We start from the raw sequence: 23363 nt of genomic DNA on the forward strand, positions 1-23363 counted from the left end.
GGCATGAGTTTTATTTATTCTGTGAGGTGTGCCGTAAGATGAAACCGGGGAAGGGCGGCAGATCGACAATGTAAAGATGTTCAAATATTTCAGTGTGTTTCTGACGTTTATTGATAAATCGCGTTATTACTCGCCAGCGTATTTATTCTTAGAGAAATAAAACCTTTCAGTGATTTAGCCAGTGGATCTATTTATTCACCCCACAAAAAATAATGATAAAGCGGTATATTAAAGAGACGACCATCCCTTTTATGGCTAATTGAGGTCATAGGAAAAGCTTATGTTTAATTAATGCATCAGGAATGCATTAATAATCATATTATTGATTATTAGGGGTTTTAGTTGATTACTTTAGTTTATTTAATTGGCTGGAAACGCGTGTGCTGAGAAATCAACGGTAAACAGGTTAATTTAATAAAAATTACATTCGCTTATTTCATCTGACTTAAGAATAATCTTAATAATTAATACCAGTCTAAAATATCAGAACTTATTACAGCAGATGTGTACATACTTAAACGGAGGCAGTTCCTCTGTTAACACTTATTTCCATTTATTTGGCGCTCAGGTTTATTCCTGTCGTACTTAAAAGAGAGAATGTATTTTGACGACACTAAAACCCCTGTTAGCGAAAAACCGCAGTTGGGCCTTACAGCGCCGCCAACGCAATCCTCAATACTTTCGCCAAAACGTCGATTCCCAGCAGCCGCATTCGCTGTGGATTGGTTGCTCCGACAGCCGCGTCCCCGCCGAAGTCCTGACCGGCGCGCATCCCGGTGAACTCTTTGTGCACCGTAATATCGCCAATATGGTGGTGGCCGGTGACGATAATTTTATGAGCGTGCTGCAATACGCGCTGGAGTACCTGAAGGTGTCGCGCATTGTGCTCTGCGGCCATTACGGCTGCGGTGGTGTGCAGGCGGCGATAGCCTTACCGAATATTCCGTTGTCTGACGAAAACTCGCCGCTCGCCCGACGCATCACGCAGCTGCGTAACGCGCTGGCACCGGGACTGGCGGACGCCGACGGTATTGAGGATGAAAGCGAAAAGCTGAATAAGCTGGTGGAGGCCAACGTCCTCGCCCAATTTTCTCACCTGATCGCCGCTGAGCCGGTGCTGAATATCTGGCGATCCGGCGTGGAACTGGATGTGTTTGGCTGCGTGTATGACCTGCAGTCCGGGCATCTGAAAGAGTTAATCCAGCAAAGTGCAGAGGGTAAATCGCCATGAACTTAAGTCATTTACGTCGGGATATCCCGGCTGGCCTGGTTGTGTTTCTGGTGGCTCTGCCGCTCTGTCTGGGCATTGCGCAGGCCAGCGGCCTTCCGCCCTTTGTTGGCCTGCTTACCGGGGTGATTGGCGGGCTGGTGGTCACCACCTTCAGCCCGTCTAAATTCGCCGTCAGCGGCCCGGCCGCCGGTCTGGTGACCATTGTCACCGGCGCAATTGAAACCCTTGGATCGTTTTCCGCCCTGCTGTTCGCGTTAATCATCGCCGGCGTGCTGCAGTTTATGCTCGGCGTGATGCGCGCCGGACGCTTTATCACCCTGGTGCCTGGCACGGTGATCAAAGGTATGCTGGCGGCGATCGGTATTTTGCTGATTATGCAGCAGATCCCGGTTGCGCTGGGTGCGGCAGAAGAGAGTGAACTCAGCTCGCTGGCCACCGGCGGCGCGTTCAGCGTGTCGATCCCGGCGATTGTGGTCTCCGGCATCGGCCTGTTTATTCTGTGGTTCTGGTCGACCAACACCGTCAAAAACATCAAGGTGCTGAGCTGGGCGCCCGGCCCGTTGGTCGCGGTGCTGTTTGGCTGTATGGCGACGGTGGTCGGCGGCAGAATGTTCCCGGACATCGTCAGCAACCTGCCGCGCATTTCTCTGCCTTCCTTCGACAGCCTGGCGGCGTTGACCGGTGAACTGGAACGCCCGGACTGGAGCGTCTGGCAGAATCCGGCGGTGTATATGATCGCCGCGACCCTCGCCATCGTTGCCAGCCTGGAAACCTTGCTTAGCCAGGAAGCGCTGAAAAAGCTGCGTCCACAAAATCCCGCACCCTCGCCGGATAAAGAGATGCGCGCGCAGGGTATTGGTAACCTGATCAGCGGCTTCCTTGGCGGCTTGCCGATTACCGCAGTGATTGTCCGCAGCTCGGTCAACGTCAGCGCCGGTGCGCAGAGCAAGATTTCAATCCTGATCCACGGCGTGTTGCTGCTGGTGTGTGGCCTCTACTTCAGCAACCTGCTGAACGCCATTCCGCTGGCCAGCCTGGCGGCGGTGCTGCTGTATACCGGGTATAAGCTGGCCACGCCGCGGCTGTTTGTTGAGCAATTCCGTCAGGGCGCGCAGCAGGCGGTGCCGTTCCTGGCTACCATCGGCGGGATTCTGGTGTTTGGCATGCTGGCGGGGATTGGTATTGGCCTGGCCACGCAGATCCTGTTCAGCATCTATAAGAGCCATCGCGGGGCGATGTTGCTGACGCGCTACGACGATCACTTTGTGTTGCGCTTCCAGCAGAATCTGACCTTTATGCATAACCCCCGGTTGAAAGGCCTGCTGGCGGAAATCCCGGAAAACAGCGTAGTGATTGTCGATCACGACAACGCGGAGTACATCGATCCGGATGTCAAAGCGGTGCTGAAAGACTTCGGTGAAGGGGCGCAGAAACGTGGCATCGTGCTGAATCAGTGGCCGGTGAAACTCGCCTGATGTGACAGGCCGTTAAATGAGCGTCAGTCTTTTGTTGCAAATGCGAAATTGCGTTCTATGCTTCGGGAGCAAAATTGCGCATTAGAGGGACTGACATGAGATTTAACGGCCTGGCAAAAGGATTTTTCATCCTGATCCTTTTTATCGTAACAGTGGCTTTTCTTGATGTACTGGGGCCGTACTACTCTTCGGTATTGTGGGCTGCGATCCTCGCAGTGATTTTCCACCCAATGAAAACAAAACTCCGCCAGATGATGGGTGACCGTAATGGATTAGCCACCTTTGCCACGCTGGTGGTGATCTGCTTAATCGTCTTCACCCCGTTGGCCATTCTCGTTTCGTCGATGGCGATTGAGTTCAATGTGGTTTACACCAAGCTGCAGAGCAACAATATGCAGCTGCCGACCATCATGGCTGACGTGATGCAGCATTTGCCGGGCTGGGCCAGAAGCTTCCTGACCGAACACCAGTTGGATACCGCCGCGCAAATCCAGCAAAAGCTTTCACAGGTGGCGATGCAGGGCGGACAGTATCTGGCGGGCAGCGTATTCCTGATCGGTAAAAGCACCTTCGGTTTCACCGTTGGGTTCGGCATCATGCTGTATCTGCTGTTCTTCCTGCTGAAAGACGGTGCTTACCTGGTCAATCTGATCCTCGAAGCCTTGCCGCTGTCCAGCTACGTGAAGCATCACCTGTTTATGAAGTTCGCAGCGGTTTCCCGTGCGACGGTCAAAGGCACGGTGGTGGTGGCAGTGGTGCAGGGCGCGCTGGGTGCGCTGGCATTCTGGATCACCGGCATTGATGGCATCCTGCTGTGGGGTGCACTGATTGCCTTCCTGTCCCTGATCCCGGCGGTGGGGTCGGCGATTGTCTGGGTGCCTGCGGCGATCTTCTTCTTCGCCTCGGGCGTGTTGTGGAAAGGGCTGTTTATCGTCGGCTTCTTTGTGGTGGTCATTGGCCTGGTGGACAACATTCTTCGCCCGCTGCTGGTCGGCAAAGATACCAAGATGCCGGATTACCTGATCCTGATCGCCACCCTCGGCGGCATGGAAATCTACGGTATTAACGGCTTTGTGATCGGTCCGCTGATTGCCGCGATGTTTATTGCCTGCTGGAATCTGCTTTCCGGTCGCGATAACCGCGAAAACAGCGATGAGATCGATGAAGAGTTCATTGAAGAAGGGAAAGCCCCGCCGGAAGCCTGATCGGCCGGCTGGGTGAAATAAAAAAGCAGCGCTCCGGCGCTGCTTTTTGCTTTATGGGATTACCCCGCCATTTCCCGCTTAAACACCTCCAGCGTATGCGCTTTGACGCGAATAAATTCCGGATGACTCATGATTTCGGCGGTGCGCGGACGCGGTAATTCAAACGGCACGATTTCCGCCACCCGCGTCGGACGCCGCGTCAGCAGTAAGATCTCATCCGCCAGGAACACCGCATCTTCCAGATCGTGCGAGACAATCAGCATCGTCACGCCGGTGGCTTGCTGCACCTGCTGCAGCTTATCGCGGATAAACAGCGTCATTTCAAAATCGAGGGCCGAGAACGGCTCGTCGAGAAACATCACTTCCGGCTCGGTCGCCAGCGCGCGCATAATGCACACCGTCTGCTGCTGGCCGCCCGACAGCTCGTAGGGATAGCGCTGCAGATCGAAGCGGATATCAAACATTTCCGACAGCTCGGCCACGCGCTTTTTCACCGCACCGGCCTTCATTCCCCGGCGCTTTAGCGGATAGGCAATATTGTTCCAGGCGGTCAGCCACGGAAACAATGCATCGCGGTAGTTCTGGAACACATAGCCGATGGTGGTTTCCGCCAGCGTTTTGCCATCAAACAGAATTTGCCCGCGATCGACCGGGATCAGGCCGGCAATCATATTCATCAGCGTCGATTTGCCGCAGCCGTTGGGGCCGAATATCGACACAATCTTGCCGCGCGGGAAGTCGAGATTCAGATCCTGATAAAGCGGTTGCCCGGCGAAGGTTTTATCAAGCCCGCGGATCGTGACGTGGGTATTGGGTTTAGGGTAGGGAGGATGGTTCATGCTTTGCCACTCCAGTGTACGCAGCGCTTTTCAATCAGCAAAAAGGCCAGATTCAGCAGATAACCAAAGGCGCCGGTAATCAGGATCGACGCGTACATGTCCTTAATATTGAACAGCTGCTGCGCGTCGATAATGCGATGGCCCAGGCCGGTTTCCGAGCCGATAAACATCTCGGCAACGATCACGATCACCAGCGCCATCGACACGCCGGTGCGCAGGCCGACAAAGGTTTGCGGCAGGCTTTCCATCAGCATGATGTCTTTAAACACATGCCAGCGCGAAACGCCCATCACCTGCGCCGCCATGATGCGGGTCTTTTTGGCATTCATTACGCCGTACGCGCTGTTAAACAGGATCACCAGCACCGCCGCAAAGGCCGCAATGGCGATTTTATTGGTGTCGGTGATGCCGAAAATCAGCATAAACAGCGGGATCAGCGCCGAAGAGGGCGTGGAGCGGAAGAAATCCACCAGGAACTCCACGCTGCGGTACAGACGTTCGCTACTGCCGAGCATCACGCCCAGCGGCACACCAATCACCGCCGAGACGAAAAAGGCCATTAGCGTGCGATACAGGGTGGCACCGATATCCTGATTCATGCTGCCGTCGGCCAGCTTGCTGAACAGGTAGCTGACGGTTTCACCCGGTGAGGGCAGTAACACCGGGTTCAGCCATTTGGCGCTGACCGCCGTCTGCCACAGCAAAAACAGCAGCAGCGGCCCAACCAGCGGCAGAAGCTTGTAACGCCATGATGGCTTCATCTTGCGGCTCCTTATGCTTTGTAGATCAGCGGGGCAACCTGAAGCGGCTTGCTGAAAATTTTCCGTTCGGTAAAGACGTCATAGAATTTCTGGAACCATTGCTGATTTTCGCCGGTGAGCTGGTCATACATCACAAAGCCCGGCAGCGGCACTTCCTTCACCAGCGCGGCTTCGATACCGGTGTAGCCGGCGACATACTGACGCGCGTCGTCCGGGTTTTGCTGAATGTATTTCACCGCTTCGGCATAGGCTTCGACAAACTGCGTCGAGCGGGCCTTATCGGCATTAATAAAGCTGCTGGTCAGCGCCGCCGCGCCACCAAACCACGGTGCGTTGGCATCGCCCAGCACGTATTTCGCAATCACGCCGGTTTCCAGCACTTTGCCCAAGCCTTTCATCCGCGCGACCGTGCCGGTGGGCTCAAGGGTATAAACGCCGTCGATCTGGCCCGCCGCCAGTGAAGGCACATGCTGGCCAATCGGCAGTTCGATCACGTTGGTTTCCGTGAAGCCATTCTTTTCCAGAATGATTTTCGCCATGGTGACGTTCTGAATGCCGGGTCCGCAGGCGATGCGTTTGCCTTTCAGATCGCCAATGGATTTGGCGGTGCTGTTCATCGGCACCAGGAATTCATCCAGCACCATTTTTTCGTTAGACGGGTTGGAGCAGATTATTTTGAACAGGTCCGGGCTGGTCAGCGCGCCCAGTCCCAGTGCGCCGGTTGCCGTGCCGTTGGCACAGCCATGAATGCGCCCGGTGATCATCCCTTCGACCACCTGTTGCGTACTGGCAAATTTCACCGCGCGCACATTCAGGCCCGCCTTTTTAAAGAAGCCTTTCTCAATACCGACATATAAAGGCAGACCGCCGACAATCGGCCAGTAGCCAATCAGGATCTCTTCGTCTGCCGCCATCGCAGGCAGGCTCCCCAACATGCCACTGAGTGCAACGCCGCCTAAAGTCAGTGCCGAATACTTCATGATCTGGCGACGCATCGCATCGATAGTCTGTTTGTCTTTGCTGCTCATGGCTGATGACTCCCAATGTGGCCCGGTATGCGGGCTTGTATACAAGTTAGTGATCAAGCAATGCAGGAGTTATGCCAGAACGGCAAAGGCAGGCAGGGTAGGCCCTGAACGGGGATTATGGCGTAAGGTTCGTTGTTGGTGGTGCGCACGGTGCACCAATCTGGAGAAAATGCCCCTTGATTGCTAGCAGTGCGTTTGTTTTCGTTAGCGTGGCTGCCTGAAACACGGGCGGTAAAGGGGCGTTTTCAGACCGGGGTTTTTAGGGCCAGTCATGCCTGCCGGACGGCATCCCTTTCATTGTGCTCAACTTTATTGTGGGCTTAAGGAACATAGCTGGGCAGATGTGATCGTCCGCAGGCGGCTTATTTGTGATCGCACGGTCATTTTCAGCGTTAAAAATAACGAAATGATAAAAAACCTGAGGAAAAAGCGCAGAGTGATAATTTTTTCTAATCAATTCAACCCGATAACGATCACTTTTTTTTGAAATGAATGCATGGCGCTTAAATTTTGATCATCCAGGAAGGCAGGTCTGAAGTAAGGGAACCCGCGATCGGCTTATGTAAATCCTTGTAAAACATGCATTATAAATGAGTCTTTGCCATCGACCTGGCCAGTCGGGATTTTCTCCCTGTTTTTCTGTCGCCGTCACCTGTCCGCCGCTTTCTGTTTAAAGCTCAAACGCCTGCTATATTTTCAACGGACTCGACGGCGAATTTGGCTTACGGGCATCTCAGAGGGTGACGTTCTTCTCTCTCCGGTACTATCCACTAAATGACCAGGGATGTTGCATGTCTGGTACTTTATTTCCCTTTATCACTCAGGCGTTACAGTCTGTTCCTGGACTGGCTATCTTTCTGGCCCTGACATTTGGCTATGCCATCGGGCAGATCCGCCTTGGGCCGATCCAGCTGGGTGGCGTCTGCGGCACGCTGATTGCCGCGCTGCTGATTGGTCAGCTGAATATTCCCGTCGATACCGGCATCAAAAACATCTTCTTTATGATGTTCATTTTTGCGCTGGGTTACAGCGGTGGCCCGCAATTCTTCGCCAATCTGAATGCCAAAGGCATCCGCCTGGGTCTGTTCTGCCTGATTGAGGTAGTGGCGGTGCTGGCGCTGGTGCTGACCGCCACGGCGGTGATGCATCTGGATCCGGGCACTGCGGCGGGCATGATGGCCGGTGCCGCGACTGAATCTGCCGTAGTGGGCACCGCCACCGACGCCATTTCCCGCCTGGATTTACCTGCCAGCGACATACTCCGCCTGCAGGGCAACGTCGTGACCGCCTACTCCATCACCTATATCTGCGGGCTGATCACCATTGTCATCGTCACCAGCCAGCTCTTTCCGCTGTTCCTGCGCGTCAACCTGCGTGAGGAGGCGGACAAACTGTGGCTGGAAATGGGCGGGCGGGTCGAAACCGACGGACAGTCTGCGGCACCAACCATCGTCGGACGCGGTTATCGGGTGGATGCCGGCGCCGGTTATACCGTGGCGGCGATCCAGCAACGGCTGGGCCAGCAAAGCAGCATCGTACGGGTGCAGCGTCATGGCCGACTGCTCGGGCTGACCCCTGAGCTGAAGCTGCGCCGGGACGATCGCGTGCTGCTGGTGGGCTATCGCGGATCGCTGATTGAGACCGCCGCGATGCTGGGCCAGGAGATGCCGGATACCACTTCGATGGCCGCTGCGCTGGAAACCTACCATGTGGTGCTGCTGGCACCGGCGATGGCCAACCGGCCTTTGCAGGAGGTGACCTTGCCCGCTGGCCTGCATGTGGCCGCCATTCAGCGCGGCGATGCGATTATGCCGGCCTTACCCGCAACCCGCTTACAGCTTCATGACATCCTGCAGATTTACGACACCACGCCAGGCGGCGGCCGCAGCTCCGGCGCCCAGCTCAGCCATATCGGCAAAAGGATGCCCGACAAGCTCGCCAGCAACCTCGGCATTGCCGGGCTGGCGATTGCCCTCGGCACATTGCTGGGCAGCTTTAGCCTCAACGTCGGCGGTATTCCGTTCTCTGCCGGGACCGGCGGCGGCGTGCTGGTGGTCGGACTGGTGCTGGGCTGGTATCACGCCCGTCGTGCCGATCTGCATACGGTGAATGCCGATGCGCTGGCGCTGATGAAGGATTTGGGCCTGGCGGGCTTTATTGCCGGGGTTGGCCTGTCATCCGGCCCGCAGGCAATGGCGCTGATTATGCAGTACGGCTTTAGCTTGCCGCTGCTGGGCATTGCCATTGCGGTGATCCCGGCGTCTCTCTCCCTGTTGGTTGGGCACTTTTGGCTCAAACTCAGCGCCCCGGTGTTACTCGGGGCCATTGCCGGGCAACAGTGCAGCACGCCTGCACTGAGTGCCATCCAGAGTGCCTGTGGAAATTCCACGCCGCTGCTGGGTTACACCATCACCTACGCAATTTCGAATGTCGTGCTGCCCCTGATGGGGCCGTTAATTGTCGGGCTGGCCAGTTCTCTCCAGCCTGTTTAGCTGTCAGAACTCTTCATTTTGGTAACTGAGGTAGGCATATGAACTGGTTGCATGAGTTGTTCCAAAAGTCTCCCGAAATCGCGCTGTTTCTGTCGATTGCGGCGGGGTATTACCTCGGCAAGATCAAATTTGGCAAGTTCCAGCTGGGCGGGGTGGCGGGTTCGCTGCTGGTTGCCGTGCTGGTCAGCCAGGTGGGCGTGGAGATCGATGCGGGGGTGAAATCGGTAATGTTTGCCCTGTTTATTTATGCGGTGGGGTACGAGAGCGGGCCCGATTTCTTCCGATCCTTAGGCAAGCAGTCGATCAAGGAGATCATTCTGGCGGCGGTGCTGGCGATCACCGGGCTGCTGACGGTGGTGGTGTTAGCCAAAGGCTTCGATCTTGATAAGGGGCTGGCGGCTGGCGTCGCGGCGGGGGCATTAACCCAGTCTGCGATTATCGGGACCGCCGGTGACGCCATCACCAAGCTGGGGCTGGGGGCCGATGAGGTTCAGCGCTTACAGGGCAACGTGGCGATTGGCTATGCGGTGACCTACGTCTTCGGATCCTTCGGCGCCATTCTGGTCTGTGTGAATTTGCTGCCGAAGTTTATGGGCCGCAGCATCAAAGAGGATGCGTTAAAGGCCGAAAGCGCCATCCAGTCCGGCGTGCAGGTGTACGGACCGGGGCAGGAAGCCGCCGCGCCCGATCTGGTCGGCAGGATTTTCCAGTTGCCACCCAATACCGCCACCACGATTTCCGCCCTGGAGAATGCGTCAGATCTCCCGATCACCATCGAACGGGTGAAGCGGGAAAAACAGGTGATGGAGCCGACGCCGGACCTGCAGTTGCTGGGCGGGGATATTGTGCTGGTGGTCGGCAAACGTACCGCCGTGGTCACCATCGCCCCCAGCCTCGGCAAAGAGCTGCACGCCGAGGAAGGCATGGAACTGACCATGCAGCGGCGTGAAGTGGTGATCACCAGCAAGAAACTTGAAAACCGCACCTTTGGCGATATTCGTGCTGCCGCCGCGCAGGACGTGCGTCATGGGATATATGTCTCGCAGATTACCCGCCAGGGCAAAGCGCTGCCGCTGGAGCCGGAAACGGTGCTGATGCTGGGCGATGTGGTCACCGTATTTGGCGCGGAACAGGACGTCAAACGCGTGGTGGACCTGATTGGTCATGCGATTGTGCCCAGCGCCAAAACTGACTTCGTTTATATGGGCGCAGGCCTGGTGGTTGGCCTGCTGGTGGGATTACTGACCGCCAGAATCGGCTCGATTCCGCTGACGTTGGGCAGTGGTGGCGGGGCGTTGCTCTCCGGCTTGCTGTTCGGCTGGTTCCGCTCCCGTCGGCAGTCCTTCGGCTATATGCCGTCCGGCGCGGTGCAGATCCTGAAAGATCTGGGTCTGGCGGCGTTTGTGGTGGTGGTCGGGATCTCTTCCGGCCTGCAGGCGGTGCAAACCGTCGAAAGCCAGGGGCTGAAGCTGCTGTTGATCGGTGTTGTGGTGACCATCCTGCCGTTAGTGCTGACCATGCTGTTTGGCCGCTACGTGCTGCGCTACAACAACACCGCCATTTTCGCTGGGGCGCTTAGCGGCACCCGCAGCGCTAACCCGGCCTTTGGTGAGGTGCTGGATAAAGCCGAAAACACCGTGCCAACGGTGCCGTTCGCCATTACCTACGCGCTGGCCAACGTGTTCCTGACCCTACTGGGGCCGCTGGTTGTTGCACTGGTTTAACGAGATGTCGTCTTACAGGTAGCCTGCCCGGGCGATCCCGGAATGGCAATTTGCTTTGTCAATGATGCTTCAAGGAGTAGTGACATGAATTTTAGCGACCCGGAAAAGCTCGCGCTGTTGAGCCCTTTTGAACTGAAAGATGCTCTGATGCAGCGGGCGGTTCAAAGTAACCAGTTGATGTTGAACGCTGGCCGTGGGAACCCCAATTTTCTGGCTACCACCCCGCGCCATGGTTTTTTCCAGTTTGGTTTGTTTGCAATGACCGAAGCCGAACGCTCCTACATGTATATGGATCATGTCGGCGGCTTTCCGAAGCGTGAAGGCATCGAAGCGCGGTTCGAACTGTTTGCCAAGCAGCATGAAAGTGTCCCAGGCGTGCGTTTTATCGAATCGGCCGTGTCGTATATTCGCGACCAGATGGGCCTGAATGCCGGCGATTTCATTTATGAAATGTGTGAAGCCATTTTGGGCTGTAACTACCCGGTGCCCGATCGCATGCTCAAGATGAGCGAAGAGATTATCGGCAAGTACATCCACACCGAGATGATCGGCACCTATCCGTTTGTCGGTAAGTTCGATATGTATGCGCTGGAAGGCGGCACGGCGGCGATGACCTATCTGTTTGCCAGCCTGAAGGCCAACCATGTGATCAATGAGGGCGACACCATCGCGCTCGGGATGCCGATCTTCACCCCGTACATCGAGATCCCCGAGCTTAGCGATTACAACCTTAAAACCATCCATATTGACGCGCCGCAATCCAATAAATGGCAGTACACACACGAAGAGCTGGATAAGCTGCTGGACCCGAAAGTGAAGGCGTTCTTCCTGGTGAACCCAAGCAATCCGCCGTCGGTGAAAATCGATGAGGACACGCTGCAATACATCGCCGAGATCGTGAAGAAGCGGCCTGACCTGATCATTCTTACCGATGACGTGTACGCCACCTTCGCCGACAACTTTGTCTCGCTGTTTGCCATCTGCCCGTATAACACCATCCTGGTGTACTCCTTCTCGAAATACTTCGGTGCCACCGGCTGGCGCATGGGGGTTGTGGCGACCCACGAAGACAATATTATCGACGCGGCGATTGCCAGGTTACCGGAAGCCAAAAGTAAGCAGCTCGACAAGCGCTACAGCTCGATAACCACCGATCCGCGTAGCCTGAAGTTTATCGATCGCCTGGTCGCCGACAGCCGTACGGTGGCGCTGAACCATACCGCCGGGCTGTCGACGCCGGTGCAGGCGCAGATGACGCTGTTCTCGATTTTCTGCCTGATGGACGAGCCTGGCGCTTATAAAGCCGAAATGAAACGCATCGTGCTGCGCAGGAAAGAGGCGCTGTATCGCGAGCTGGGCCTGCCGATGCCTTACGACACCAACTCGGTACGTTACTACCATCTGCTGGATCTGGAAGAGCTGGCCGAGCAGATGTACGGTACCGAGTTTGTGAAATGGATGCTGAGCAGGTTGAAACCGAATGAGGCGCTGTTCCGTCTGGCGGAAGAAACTGGCGTTATCCTGCTGCCGGGCCGTGGGTTCGGCACTCCGCATCCATCATGGCGCGTGTCGTTGGCTAACCTGAATGAATATGACTACGCCAACATCGGTAAAGCCATCCGCAGGCTGTCTCAGGAATATTATGAGAAGTTTGTCGAAGCGACCAGTGCCGACGTCCCGTCGCCTGCCGCAAAAGCAGTAAAAACGGTGAAAGCGACCGGCGCAACCCCGAAACCTAAGGCGAAGAAAAAGTCATAGTGGTTTAGGGCTAAAGTGATGCTGGCAGCTCCATGTGGGGCTGCCTTTTTTTATGGGGTGCGGGAGGTGAAATCAATTGATGGCGTCATCGCAATGCCGTCTGAGGTGTAAAAGACCGAGCTGGTGAACTGGTAGACCTTGCCGCTGAGGTTGATACTGACCCGGTTTCCCCATTTGTTGACCTTGGCATCCGCGGTATCCGCCGTCAGGAAGGGGGCAATATGGCCGAGAGCTTTGAGCGGCTCGGTTTTTAATTCCGCTGAAAGGTAGTAACGGTAGACATCAGATACCGTCGCGCCGCCCTGATACTCCGTAATATAAAGCCAGGTGTCCGGGCCGATCTGTTTCGCTGATAGCAATGCATCGTCATAAGGCGGGCCCATTGCGCGCTGATAGGCGAAATAGCCGAGGACTAATAACAACAGGACAAGCGTCAGGATTCGGTGGGTCCATTTAATAACCGTGCTGGGTGACATAATCTATTCCTTGAAGTGCTGAAGGTTAGGGGCAGATTGCTGTGATTAGCCATAACCTTCATTTTTCCATTTAGTCATACAGCCAACGACCGGCCTTGGCCGATTCAGCCAGCATTTTTAAGGTAAGTGGTTTCGGTTCAGTCCACTTCCTCTTTTTGTCCTTTGAACGCAGAAAATTCAGAAGCATAAACACCCCTTCATTCGGCCAGTAGTTGGTGAATGAGAAATTGCCCTGATCGACATGGAATTTGTCGAAGTATTCAACAAGGATGTCTTCCCCATCCTCCCAGCACCATGGGTAATCACCCGTAGAAAGGCTGGTCTCCAGGGTAAGAGTGGGGCGCTTGAAGGAGAGGAACAGGGGCTTATTCCATCTTTCCTGATACCAGGCTAATACCTGAGCGTCAGTGCTGTTCATTTTTGGCCTGGTAACTGCGCAGGGTTGGGGTGTTGTTAATTGTGTCCATGGCTACTCCTCGACTCCTGTCTTGTGGAGTGGCAATCCTATAACCGCGTTGGGTTTGTGGGTAGGGGTTTTGAGGCGGGAATTTTGTGAAGTGTGCGCTGGTTGGCAGATTTAGCCTGGCGTGCGAGGACGTAACTTAGCGGAGTTTTCTGGGTGTTCCTTGATGAAGCCCAACGGCAGTTAAATGTTGATGATGTGATAGCACTTGCCCTTTTTATCCTGGGTCAACAAACGAAAACCACCAGAGGAAAGCCAACTGGAGCAACCAAAGGAACCAGCTTCTTAAGCCAGAATTTAAGGCGTTGGATCACTATTGAAGTTGGTATGCAATTGCCTACGCTTACCAATGGTTCGATCAAAAGAAAATTTAGCCATGTCACTAATTTAGGGGCGTTTACAGGGCGTTGGATCCCTATCCTCGGTATTATGTTTATGATGAATCACGTGATGACCATCGCCTGGAGGGCAACGAATACATTTAATCGTATTGCGAGGGAAGAGGACAAATTATGGGGATGAGTGAAGCTAAGGCACAGGAGGTCTTCGACTGGTATGACGAGCATTGGAACTTGCCCACGCCCTTTAGTAAAAAGCGACCTCTTACTCTTGATACCAGCCTCAGCACAGGCCGCTACCCTTGGGCACGCGAGACAGGCGATGACATTATGAAGGATTATTTTTCACGCTTTGGTGTTGATGATACAAACTTTGATTTCATCAAATACTGGCCATATGAAAAAGGGTTGATCCCTAATTTCCTACGACCTCCCTCAATGCGGGTAGAGGAAAAAGAGCCAGAGGAACTGACTATTGCCATGCTGATTGAATCAGCCAAAGCGGGCCGTTGGCTTTATTGAGAGGCATTGCGCCTGTTTGGACAGGCATCGCCATTTCATCGCCACTCAAAACCAGAAACAAAAAAGCCACCCTCTGCAAGGTGGCTTAATGTCCTGATTTAACAGGTAAAATTTGGTGGCCCCAACTGGACTTGAACCAGTGACCAAGCGATTATGAGTCGCGTGCTCTAACCAACTGAGCTATGGGGCCTGAGGCGCAGGATTATAATGTAACTCGGTGGTGCAATCCAGCAGTTATCATCCGGTTGGCTAATTTCCAACCAGGAAAACGGGTGGAATAACAACCTCTTCGCCCCTTACCCTTGTCCCGACAACGGTTTCCGCTACGTCACTAAGCCATAGCGATCCCCATTCAAGGTACTCGTTCCCCGCACCCAACATCCCTTTAGCGATAGCGAGACGCAGACTGGCTCAGCGATAAATCCGGCAGCAGCGCGGCGCGGGCGGCATCGTAGGCTTCCCAGTTTTCATATTTCTCCAGCGATGGGATGGTCACGCTCTCGCCTAAATCCAGCCCGGCCAGTGCTGCATCCCCCATAGTGTCGACTTCCATCAGCATATGCGCCGGCAGCTCGTCGGCGGAACGGCCAGAACGTTCGAATATTTCGGTGCGGGTTAACCCTGGCAGCACGGCCTGCACACGTACGCCGTGAGGTAGCAGCGATGCTTCCAGCGAACGGCTGAAGTTCAGCACGAAGGATTTGGTGCCGTTATAGACGCCGTTAGACATTTCATGCACCAGCGAAAGGACCGACGCGATGTTGATAATCGTGCCCTGTTTGCGGTTCTTAAAGGCGTTGGCCGCCGCATGTGCCAGTCGGGTCGGGGCGAGCACGTTAAGGATGATCATCCGCTGTACGCTGTCGATGTCGTTATCCAGGAAGTCGCCGGCGACGGTCATGCCTGCGTTATTCACCAGCAGTGTGATATTGGCATCGCTGCTCAGCCGTTGTTCGACGCGCGCCAGATCGTGTTGATCGATCAGATCGGCGGCCAGCACCTCGGCTTTCACGCCGTAATCTGAGGAGAGTTTTGCGGCCAGCGCCTCAAGTTTTGTATTGTCGCGTGCAATCAGCAACAGGTCGTAGCCGCGCTGTGCAAGGCGTTGTGCGTAAAAAGCCCCAATCCCTGCCGATGCGCCGGTAATCGCTGCTGTTCCTTTAGATGCGTTCGAATGGGTCATGATGCTCTCCTGAATATGATGGTTATCATTTGGTGTTGAGGCTTAATATGATGGCCATCATATTTACTGTCAATAGCGTCAAAATGGCGGTTTTAGCCCGTCCTTCATCCATCCAAAAAATTTTATCTAGCGCTTTCATAAAGATAGGCACGCACCGCCCAACGCTACATTGAATATGACGGTCATAATAATTATTATGATAGTCATATCCTGTTAAGCGCTGAGCTAAACTGCCTGTATCTGGCTCACGCGTTCAGCTGCACAATTCCGCGCAAGCCGATTACCGATCCTGTCCCGGAGGCCCCATGTCAGAAGTCATTACCCATAAAGAACGCACCCGTCAGCGAATCCTGGACGAAGCGGCCGCCATCATGCGCGTCGTGGGCACTGAGGGCATCGGTGTGGCGGCGCTGATGAAGCGCGTTGGGCTGACGCACGGCGGGTTTTATGCGCACTTCACCTCGCGTGATGATCTGGTGGCGAACGTTATCGACCGGATGTTTAACGAAACCGGCGAACGGCTGAATGCCTTGTCGCCGCTGCCGGAAGGCGCTGCGCGGCTGACTCGCCTGATCGATCTCTACCTTTCCCCTGAAGCCCGCAACGCACCGGAGCACAATTGCCCGATGCCTTCGCTGGCGGGCGAAGCCAGCCGTTTGCCGGACGAGGCGCGGGCACGCTTTACGCTGGGCATTCAGGAAATGCAGGCGCTGATTGCCCGTTCGCTACAGGCGATGGGGCATGCACAGCCGCAGTCTCTGGCCTCCTCGGCGCAGGCCGAGTTGATTGGCGCGATGGCGCTGGCGCGAGCCATTCAGGATGATGTCGTGGCTGAGCAGTTGCTGGAGGATTCCCGCAGCCAGCTCAAGCGTCGGCTGGGCCTGAACGGTGATGCGCATGGCTGAACCTCAGGCGCTGGAAACCGAGCAACGGCGCAAGAAAATGGCGGCGCTGATTACCCGACTTGCCCCCAATAACGGCTATACCCGGTCCGCGCTGGATGATGTGCGCCTGCTGCGTTCCGACAGGCCGCTGGACCATACGCCGGTGCTGTATGAACCCTCAATTGTCATCGTTTGCCAGGGCTGCAAGCGTGGTTATTTGGGGGATGACGTCTATGTTTACGATGCTCAGCATTTTCTGGTGGTCGCGGTACCGCTGCCCTTTATCAGCCAGACCGACGCCAGCGCGGATGAGCCGATGCTGGCGGTGGCGCTCAGGCTGGATTTTACGGTGCTGGCCGATTTGCTGTTGACCTTAAAATTGCCGGTTCCCCGCCGTCATGACGCGGTCAGCATGCTCTCTTCGCCGCTGGATGAGGCGTTGGGTGACAGCGTCATCCGTCTGCTGGAGGTGTTGAGTTCGCCGCAGGAAAGCCAGGTGCTGGGCGCGGGGATCGTGCGGGAGATTTACTACCGGGTGCTGGTCGGCGATCAGGGTGGCACCTTACGCGCGGCGCTGGCGCAGCAAGGGTATTTTGCGCAGATTGCGCGGGCATTACACATCCTGCAAAACCGTTATAGCGAGCATTTTGAGGTGGCCGATCTGGCAAGCGAAGTGGGCATGAGCGTGGCTACTTTCCATGCCCATTTTAAAACGGTGACCCAAAGCTCACCCATTCAGTACCTGAAATCCCCCCGGCTGCATCAGGCCCGACTGTTGATGGTGCGTGGCGGAATGTCTGCCGCCACGGCTTCAGCGGAAGTGGGTTACGAAAGTCCTTCGCAGTTCAGCCGCGAGTTTAAGCGCTTCTTTGGTCGTAGCCCGGTGCAGGAAGCGCTGTATATGAAAGAAATCCTGCGGCTGGAACCGGCCATTGAGATGGCGGGCTAAGTCTAAAAAAAGCCCGCCCGTTACGGCGAGCTTGAAGAGGGTCAGTAGGGGCTGGCGGTGGGACGCACCACGATCTCGCTGACATCCACGTCCGCCGGTTGCTCAATCGCATACACCACGGCACGCGCGATGGCATCCGGTTCCAGCGCCACACGGCGGAAGGCTTTCATCGCTTCGCGCGCTGAATCATCGCTGATGCTGTCCGCCAGTTCTGACGTCACCACGCCCGGTGAAATCACCGTCACCCGCAGTTTATCCGTCTCCTGACGCAGCCCATCCGATAAGGCCCGCACCGCGAACTTGGTGGCACAATACACCGCCGCCGTTGGCGAGACGCTCAGTCCACCAATCGACGAAATGTTGATGATATGGCCGTGCTGCTGCTGTTCCATCAGCGGTTGTGCGGCTGCAATGCCGTAGAGAACGCCACGAATGTTGACGTCAATCATGCGATCCCACTCGTCCACTTTACGGGCCGAAAGCGGCGATAGCGGCATCACGCCAGCGTTGTTAATCAGCACATCCAGTCCGCCAAAATGCTGTTGTGCTTCGGCGATAAAGCGCTCCATCTCGCTGAGGCTGGTGACGTCAAGCGAGGTGAAATGCGCTTCGCCGCCAGCGGCACGGATCTCTGCAACCACCGTCGCCAGACGATCGGTGCGGCGCGCGCCAAGCAAAACACGCGCGCCTTTGGCCGCCAGCAGTCGGGCGGTGGCTTCACCAATACCACTGCTGGCACCGGTGATCGCCACGATTTTATTGTTCAATTCAGACACAGGACTCTCCTTACCAGGGCTTGCTGAACGGCGTGTCCGTCAGCGAAGTTCAGGGTAAAGCCTTATCCTCTGGCTGCGAATATCCGGGCCTCTCTGAAGCTTGCCTGTTCCTCTGAAACAAACTGACGAAGTACGCATTTCTTAACAGTGGGCATGGTGCGGGTGGCTGCGATGCATTAAAATTGGTATGAATCGGTACGAATCGTACCTGTTGTATTGTTGAAGGATGTGAGTATGCACAGCTTTACCGCCAGTGAGGCCAAAATCCAGTTTGGCGAACTCATCAGCAAAGCGCAGCGCGAGCCTGTCAGTATTACCAAGAATGGCCGACCTAAAGTGGTGGTGATGTCGATTGAAGATTTTCACGATTATGAGCAGTTGAAACTAATGAAACTGCGCGCGATGGTTGCGGAGTCGATCGTCCAGTCAGAACGTGGCGAGTTGCACAGTATTGACGATGTGTTCAGCGACCTTACTGAAGAAGAAATCAAACACGCTGGGGAATAGGTTCAAGGATGACCGTCATATTTACCACACAAGTAAGGGCGCAGATCCGCGCCATAAGAGCGTATTCACATCGTCATTTTGGTGCGACTACCGCCGATCTGTATGCCAACGCATTGCGGACAACGATGCAGGATATTCTTGACCCTAACCCTGCATTGGGCCGGGACCGTAGCGCTGACATCGGTCCCGGCGTACTGAGTTTCCCTGCCAACTCCCACCTAATCTTCTACCGGGTAGTCAAAGTCGGTATTGAGATTCTGGCCGTAGTACATCAGAAAGACGAACCCACGAAGTATTCTCCTTAACCCGCTTTTTGACTTGCCTGTTCCTCTGAAATGCCGATCAGCGCCCCACATCGGTCGAAAAGGCGATCTCTTTCTGCGCTTCCAGCGCCGCAAGGCGTTCGGTCAATGCGGCATGCACCAGCGTGTACGCATCGCTGCCCAGCGTCAGTCGACGTGGCGCAGGGGAGCGATCGACGGAGGCAATCATTTCGCGCACCATCTTCTTCGCCTCGCCGACGGTTGGCCAGTTCTCCATCAGCTGCCGCATCGGGCTCCGATCGTAAGCCGCCAGCGGTTCAGCCATCTCCATTCCCTGGGTGAACCCCGTCTGGGCGGTGCCTGGCTCAACCAGCGTGAATTCAATATTGAATGCCGCCACTTCCTGCGCCACCGTTTCGACAAAGCCTTCCATCGCAAATTTGCTGGTGTGATAAAGGCTCAGTCCCGGGAAGGTAATCTGCCCACCCATCGAAGAGAGCTGCAGGATGCGGCCACCGCCTTGCTGGCGCAGATGCGGTAAGGCCGCGCGGATCAGCTGGATCGAGCCGAGCACATTGGTGTCCAGCAGGCGTTCAATTTGCGCATCCGCCAGCTCTTCGGCGGCGCCGCCCAGCCCGTAGCCCGCGTTGCTGACCACCACATCAATGCGGCCTAATTCCGCAAAGGCCCGATCGACGACCGTGCGCACGCTTTCGGCGTCGGTCACATCCAGTTGCGCCAGCCACAGCTGCTCACCATAACGCGCTTTTACCGCCTGTAGCACGGCGGGTTTGCGCAAGGTCGCCGCCACACGGTCGCCGCGTTCCAGCAGGCGTTCAGTCATTTCCAGGCCGAAGCCAGATGAGGTGCCGGTAATAAACCAGGTTTTAGACATGGGGTTTCTCCTGTTGAGTGTCAGGTAACCTTACGCCGCTGGAATTGATGCTACTATCCGTCTAATCATGCATGAGTTGGTGAAAATTACCCATGAATAGCAAGCCCGATCTCTCTGCGCTGCAGGCCTTTGTGCTGGTCGCCACCCGCCGCAGCTTTCGTCAGGCGGCTGACGAGCTGGGATTATCGCCGTCCACCCTCAGCCATATGCTGCGCGCGCTGGAAGAGAAGATGGCGGTGCGGTTGCTGCACCGCACCACCCGCAGCGTCTCGACCACCGAAGCCGGCGAGCAGTTGCTTAACCAGTTGAAGCCGGTGCTGCAGGGGCTGGAGAGTGCGCTCAGTTCGGTGGAAGCATTTCGCCAGCAGCCGACCGGCACCTTGCGGATCAATGCCAGCGAGAGCGCCGCGCGTCAGCTGTTGCAGCGGGTTGTGCCGCTGTTTTTGCAGCGCTATCCGGCCATTTCGCTGGATGTGGTGACCGAAGGGCGGTTGATCGATATCGTCAGCGAGCAGTTTGATGCCGGCGTGCGGCTATTGGAGGATGTGCCGCAAGATATGGTGGCGGTGCCGTTTGGCGGCGATCTGCGCTTTATTGCCGTGGCCTCGCCCGCTTATGTCGCGAAAAGCGGCGAACCCGCCACGCCCGACGATCTGTTAACCCATCAATGTATTCGCTTCCGCTTACCCAGCGGCAAGCTCTATCGCTGGGAGTTCTCGCGTCGTGGCGTGGAGCGGCATATAGAGGTGAAAGGCACGCTGATGCTGGATCATCTGGAACTGATGGTCGAATCAGCGGCGCAGGGGTTGGGTATCGCCTATGTCCCGAGCAGCGTGGCGGAGCCGTGGCTTCAGAGCGGCAAGCTGCAAATCGTGCTGGAAGAGTGGAGTCCGCCTTCGCCGGGGCTGGCGCTTTACTATCCTGGCCATCGCCATGTGCCTGCGGCGTTAAGCGCCTTTATCGAGGTGCTGAAGTCGCCCGTTACAGCATTCCCGGCGGAATAACCGGCGGATGATAAATGGCGGCGCTCCAGTGCCGGCTGCTGGCATGTTTCTCCGCCAGCCAGCCCTCTTTACGCAGATGGCGGGCGATCATTTTATTCATGATGCCGTGGCCCAGCAGCAGCACGTTGCCATGCTCCGACAGGGAAATCAGTCGGTTAGCGGCCTGACTGGCGCGCAGTTCCGCCTGCTGGAAGGATTCGACCGATCCGGCATAGCCGCACAGCCACATCAGGCGCAGTAACGAAAGCCACAGCGATGGAGGAAGGTGGGGATAGGCAAGGCGCATGGTAGGCAGGGACACTTCGCTGAATACCGCATCGATGCAGGCCGGTTCCAGCCCCAGCTTTTGCAGTGACGAGCGCGCGCGGGGAAGGGGACTGGTCACCACGTAGTCGGCCATCGCCGCCACCCGAATACTCTTATCCGGCGGACCATCCTGCACGTTCGACATATCATAAGCTTCACACCACTCTGTCATCGCCAGCGCCGGTAAGCGGCCGCCCACCGTATGGTCCGGCTTACCGTGACGCATCAGAATTATGGTCATTACCTTCCCTCAGGTGTTTTTTTCAAGAGTAAGCTGACGTTCAGGTTAAGACAAATAAGCGGGCTGATTTTAAGATTTGCCCGGCAATGGGCGAGGATTCATCTGACTGCAATAATCTGCCGTTTAGAATGCCCACGACTGAGCCAGTCAGACGTGAGTGAAAACTGAACTTTAGTACAGTTTATTCGGTGTATTGTAGTGCAATATCAGAGCGATAAATTAAGTTATTAATTCAAGTTAATGTATTTTATCGCTTTTATCTGGAGTCGCGCTTTCCAAATGTGAAGTGACACTAATTTATTTGCGCAGATCTATTGCAAAATCTACGCGCGTAGATACAATAGCCCTCGTAGTAAAAATTCGCGACGCATGATGCTTATCTGCCCAGTGAAGGTCACTTTGTTTCACCGTATGGATGCGATTGGTTACTTAAAACCGACGACCGGGAAACGAATATAACTCTCCCAACACCAGGGAACCTGTTCTGACCTTAACCATGGCTCAGCAAAAGAGCGTCCTAATTGGCGAATTTTTCCTGACTCTCAGGACACGCCAGGGAAGGCAAATTAGCACTCTGTATTTCAGGGAACTTTCATGTCCACTCCTCAAAGCATTCAGCACGAGGCTTCACGTTCCGCATCCTCTGCGGCAGATGAACGCCTGACTACTCCAGAAGGCCGTAAAGATTTTTGGCGCGCCACCTTCTCATGTTGGCTTGGCACCGCGATGGAATATGCGGACTTCGCCCTCTATGGTCTGGCCGCCGGTATTATCTTTGGCGACGTCTTCTTCCCCGAATCCACCCCTACCATGGCGCTGCTGGCGACCTTTGCCACCTGGTCCGTTGGCTTTATTGCCCGACCGATCGGTGCACTGTTCTTCGGCTGGCTTGGCGATCGTAAAGGCCGCAAAGTGGTGATGGTGTCCACCATCATTCTGATGGGCGCGTCGACCACATTGATCGGCGTTATCCCGAGCTATGCCTCGATTGGCCTGTGGGCACCGGCCTGTCTGGTGGTGTTGCGCTTCAGTCAGGGCTTTGGTGCTGGCGCCGAGCTGTCTGGCGGCACGGTGATGCTGGGTGAATATGCCCCGGCAGAAAAACGCGGTCTGGTCTCCTCGATCATTGCGCTGGGATCCAACAGCGGCACGCTGGTGGCCTCGCTGGTCTGGCTGGCGGTGGTGCAGATGGATCAACAGCAGCTGCAGGATTGGGGATGGCGTATCCCGTTCCTCTGTAGCTCGCTGATTGCGCTGGTGGCGCTGTGGATCCGCCGTCATCTGAAAGAAACCCCGGTATTTGAACGCAAGAAAGCGGAACTGCTGGCGCAGCGTGAAAGCTCACGCGTTGCTCAGCCGTTGCCGGTCGATACCCGCAGCTTCTGGAAACGCAGCCGTTCGTTCTTTGTGATGGTTGGCCTGCGTATCGGTGAGAACGGCCCTTCGTATCTGGCTCAGGGTTTTATCATCGGCTACGTGGTGAAAGTGCTGGCTGTCGATAAGTCGGTTGCCACCACCGCCGTGTTCCTTGCCTCTCTGCTCGGTTTCCTGATTATTCCTTTCGCTGGCTGGCTTTCTGACCGCTTTGGCCGCCGCATTACCTACCGTTGGTTCTGCCTTTTACTGATCCTTTATGCCTTCCCGGCCTTTATGTTGCTGGATTCTCGTGAGCCAGTGATTGTGATCTCGACTATCGTTGTCGGTATGGGCCTGGCGTCACTCGGTATTTTTGGTGTGCAGGCAGCCTGGGGCGTTGAGATGTTCGGCGTGCATCACCGCTACACTAAAATGGCGACGGCGAAAGAGCTGGGATCGATTCTCTCTGGTGGAACAGCACCTCTGGTTGCTGCTGCGCTGTTGTCATGGACTGGCCACTGGTGGCCGATCGCCACTTACTTTGCGGCGATGGCGGCCATTGGCTTCCTGACCACGTTTGTTGCCCCGGAAACCCGTGGGCGAGACTTAAATGACCCGGAAGACGCGATCTGACGGGAAACCAGGCGAACCGTCGATCGCTCGGCGGTTTGCCTCTGGAAAAGGCAA

General features: G+C 55.7%; 22 protein-coding genes, 1 tRNA gene and 1 pseudogene. 14 read left to right on the forward strand and 10 right to left on the reverse strand.

The annotated features are described in order from the left end of the window. The first annotated feature begins 604 nt into the window (after positions 1 to 604). The 3 genes from E2F51_RS10010 to E2F51_RS10020 all read left to right on the forward strand — a co-directional run bounded on the left by E2F51_RS10010 (position 605) and on the right by E2F51_RS10020 (position 3911). Complete coding sequence (locus tag E2F51_RS10010) at positions 605 to 1231, forward strand: carbonic anhydrase (RefSeq protein WP_013200578.1); 627 nt, start codon at positions 605 to 607, stop codon at positions 1229 to 1231. Continuing rightward, positions 1228 to 2706: a SulP family inorganic anion transporter gene (locus E2F51_RS10015; protein ID WP_134823364.1), complete on the forward strand. Its 1479-nt coding sequence runs from the start codon at positions 1228 to 1230 to the stop codon at positions 2704 to 2706. Before E2F51_RS10010 ends, E2F51_RS10015 begins: the two co-directional genes overlap by 4 nt. 95 nt (positions 2707 to 2801) lie before the next feature. Beyond that, complete coding sequence (locus tag E2F51_RS10020; RefSeq protein WP_013200580.1) at positions 2802 to 3911, forward strand: AI-2E family transporter; 1110 nt, start codon at positions 2802 to 2804, stop codon at positions 3909 to 3911. A gap of 59 nt (positions 3912 to 3970) precedes the next feature. On the opposite strand, the gene E2F51_RS10025 is transcribed toward E2F51_RS10020, so the two are convergent. The 3 genes from E2F51_RS10025 to E2F51_RS10035 are packed head-to-tail and all read right to left on the reverse strand — an operon-like array spanning position 3971 to position 6539. After that, positions 3971 to 4750: an ABC transporter ATP-binding protein gene (locus E2F51_RS10025; RefSeq protein ID WP_106381790.1), complete on the reverse strand. Its 780-nt coding sequence runs from the start codon at positions 4748 to 4750 to the stop codon at positions 3971 to 3973. Then, positions 4747 to 5511, reverse strand: coding sequence for an ABC transporter permease (locus tag E2F51_RS10030; RefSeq protein ID WP_134823365.1), 765 nt, complete (start codon positions 5509 to 5511; stop codon positions 4747 to 4749). The genes E2F51_RS10025 and E2F51_RS10030 overlap by 4 nt, the downstream gene beginning before the upstream one ends. Before the next feature lie 11 nt (positions 5512 to 5522). Beyond that, positions 5523 to 6539: an ABC transporter substrate-binding protein gene (locus E2F51_RS10035; RefSeq protein WP_013200583.1), complete on the reverse strand. Its 1017-nt coding sequence runs from the start codon at positions 6537 to 6539 to the stop codon at positions 5523 to 5525. A 791-nt stretch (positions 6540 to 7330) separates the two neighbouring features. On the opposite strand from E2F51_RS10035, the gene aspT (E2F51_RS10040) reads away from it, so the two are divergent. The 3 genes from aspT (E2F51_RS10040) (at position 7331) to E2F51_RS10050 (ending at position 12513) form a co-directional block, all read left to right on the forward strand. After that, positions 7331 to 9031 (forward strand): aspartate-alanine antiporter, encoded by a 1701-nt coding sequence (gene aspT / locus E2F51_RS10040; protein ID WP_134823366.1) that lies wholly within the window; start codon positions 7331 to 7333, stop codon positions 9029 to 9031. A gap of 38 nt (positions 9032 to 9069) precedes the next feature. Next, on the forward strand, positions 9070 to 10755 hold the full coding sequence (aspT, locus tag E2F51_RS10045; RefSeq protein WP_134823367.1) for an aspartate-alanine antiporter: 1686 nt from the start codon (positions 9070 to 9072) through the stop codon (positions 10753 to 10755). 84 nt (positions 10756 to 10839) lie between these two features. After that, on the forward strand, positions 10840 to 12513 hold the full coding sequence (locus E2F51_RS10050; protein WP_134823368.1) for a bifunctional aspartate transaminase/aspartate 4-decarboxylase: 1674 nt from the start codon (positions 10840 to 10842) through the stop codon (positions 12511 to 12513). Between the two features lie 50 nt (positions 12514 to 12563). Here E2F51_RS10050 and E2F51_RS10055 read toward each other — a convergent pair whose 3' ends face one another. Together E2F51_RS10055 and E2F51_RS10060 are read right to left on the reverse strand one after the other, a co-directional pair. Next, positions 12564 to 12989: a hypothetical protein gene (locus tag E2F51_RS10055; protein WP_134823369.1), complete on the reverse strand. Its 426-nt coding sequence runs from the start codon at positions 12987 to 12989 to the stop codon at positions 12564 to 12566. A 70-nt stretch (positions 12990 to 13059) separates the two neighbouring features. Beyond that, positions 13060 to 13407: a DUF1493 family protein gene (locus tag E2F51_RS10060; protein WP_134823370.1), complete on the reverse strand. Its 348-nt coding sequence runs from the start codon at positions 13405 to 13407 to the stop codon at positions 13060 to 13062. A gap of 195 nt (positions 13408 to 13602) precedes the next feature. Here E2F51_RS10060 and E2F51_RS10065 point away from each other — a divergent pair. Both E2F51_RS10065 and E2F51_RS10070 read left to right on the forward strand, forming a co-directional pair. Beyond that, positions 13603 to 13974, forward strand: a pseudogene (locus tag E2F51_RS10065) (STM2901 family protein); the annotation flags it as partial. Beyond that, a complete protein-coding gene (locus tag E2F51_RS10070; RefSeq protein ID WP_371732173.1) occupies positions 13971 to 14312 on the forward strand; it encodes a DUF1493 family protein in 342 nt (113 codons plus the stop codon). The pseudogene E2F51_RS10065 and the gene E2F51_RS10070, both read left to right, overlap by 4 nt. 113 nt (positions 14313 to 14425) lie before the next feature. Here the strand turns inward: E2F51_RS10070 and E2F51_RS10075 are convergent. Together E2F51_RS10075 and E2F51_RS10080 are read right to left on the reverse strand one after the other, a co-directional pair. Continuing rightward, a tRNA-Ile gene (locus tag E2F51_RS10075) sits at positions 14426 to 14502 on the reverse strand. A 195-nt stretch (positions 14503 to 14697) separates the two neighbouring features. Then, entirely contained in the window at positions 14698 to 15495 is a 798-nt protein-coding gene (locus tag E2F51_RS10080) for an SDR family oxidoreductase (RefSeq protein WP_134823372.1), read from the reverse strand. A gap of 305 nt (positions 15496 to 15800) precedes the next feature. Between E2F51_RS10080 and E2F51_RS10085 the strand changes: the two genes are divergently transcribed. After that, complete coding sequence (locus E2F51_RS10085) at positions 15801 to 16400, forward strand: TetR/AcrR family transcriptional regulator (RefSeq protein ID WP_134823373.1); 600 nt, start codon at positions 15801 to 15803, stop codon at positions 16398 to 16400. Continuing rightward, on the forward strand, positions 16393 to 17328 hold the full coding sequence (locus tag E2F51_RS10090) for an AraC family transcriptional regulator (RefSeq protein WP_134823374.1): 936 nt from the start codon (positions 16393 to 16395) through the stop codon (positions 17326 to 17328). Before E2F51_RS10085 ends, E2F51_RS10090 begins: the two co-directional genes overlap by 8 nt. 41 nt (positions 17329 to 17369) lie before the next feature. Here E2F51_RS10090 and E2F51_RS10095 read toward each other — a convergent pair whose 3' ends face one another. Then, positions 17370 to 18104 (reverse strand): SDR family oxidoreductase, encoded by a 735-nt coding sequence (locus E2F51_RS10095; RefSeq protein WP_134823375.1) that lies wholly within the window; start codon positions 18102 to 18104, stop codon positions 17370 to 17372. Between the two features lie 234 nt (positions 18105 to 18338). Between E2F51_RS10095 and E2F51_RS10100 the strand changes: the two genes are divergently transcribed. Together E2F51_RS10100 and E2F51_RS10105 are read left to right on the forward strand one after the other, a co-directional pair. Beyond that, the gene (locus E2F51_RS10100; protein WP_053140587.1) at positions 18339 to 18611 is read left to right on the forward strand and encodes a type II toxin-antitoxin system Phd/YefM family antitoxin; all 273 of its coding nucleotides are present in this window, start codon (positions 18339 to 18341) and stop codon (positions 18609 to 18611) included. 8 nt (positions 18612 to 18619) lie between these two features. Next, a complete protein-coding gene (locus E2F51_RS10105) occupies positions 18620 to 18916 on the forward strand; it encodes a type II toxin-antitoxin system RelE/ParE family toxin (protein WP_134823376.1) in 297 nt (98 codons plus the stop codon). A 37-nt stretch (positions 18917 to 18953) separates the two neighbouring features. Here E2F51_RS10105 and E2F51_RS10110 read toward each other — a convergent pair whose 3' ends face one another. Continuing rightward, positions 18954 to 19769 carry an SDR family oxidoreductase gene (locus E2F51_RS10110; protein WP_134823377.1) on the reverse strand — a complete coding sequence of 272 codons (816 nt, stop codon included), beginning with the start codon at positions 19767 to 19769 and terminating at the stop codon, positions 18954 to 18956. Positions 19770 to 19861: 92 nt separating this feature from the next. On the opposite strand from E2F51_RS10110, the gene E2F51_RS10115 reads away from it, so the two are divergent. Next, a complete protein-coding gene (locus E2F51_RS10115) occupies positions 19862 to 20773 on the forward strand; it encodes a LysR family transcriptional regulator (protein ID WP_134823378.1) in 912 nt (303 codons plus the stop codon). On the opposite strand, the gene E2F51_RS10120 is transcribed toward E2F51_RS10115, so the two are convergent. Continuing rightward, positions 20751 to 21320, reverse strand: coding sequence for a histidine phosphatase family protein (locus tag E2F51_RS10120; RefSeq protein ID WP_053140575.1), 570 nt, complete (start codon positions 21318 to 21320; stop codon positions 20751 to 20753). The two genes, E2F51_RS10115 and E2F51_RS10120, sit on opposite strands and share 23 nt — an antisense overlap. Before the next feature lie 594 nt (positions 21321 to 21914). Between E2F51_RS10120 and E2F51_RS10125 the strand changes: the two genes are divergently transcribed. Further along, on the forward strand, positions 21915 to 23309 hold the full coding sequence (locus tag E2F51_RS10125) for an MFS transporter (RefSeq protein WP_053140572.1): 1395 nt from the start codon (positions 21915 to 21917) through the stop codon (positions 23307 to 23309). The last annotated feature ends 54 nt before the right edge of the window (positions 23310 to 23363 follow it).

It is taken from the genome of Erwinia sp. QL-Z3, assembly GCF_004551645.1.
GTDB lineage: Bacteria > Pseudomonadota > Gammaproteobacteria > Enterobacterales > Enterobacteriaceae > Erwinia > Erwinia billingiae.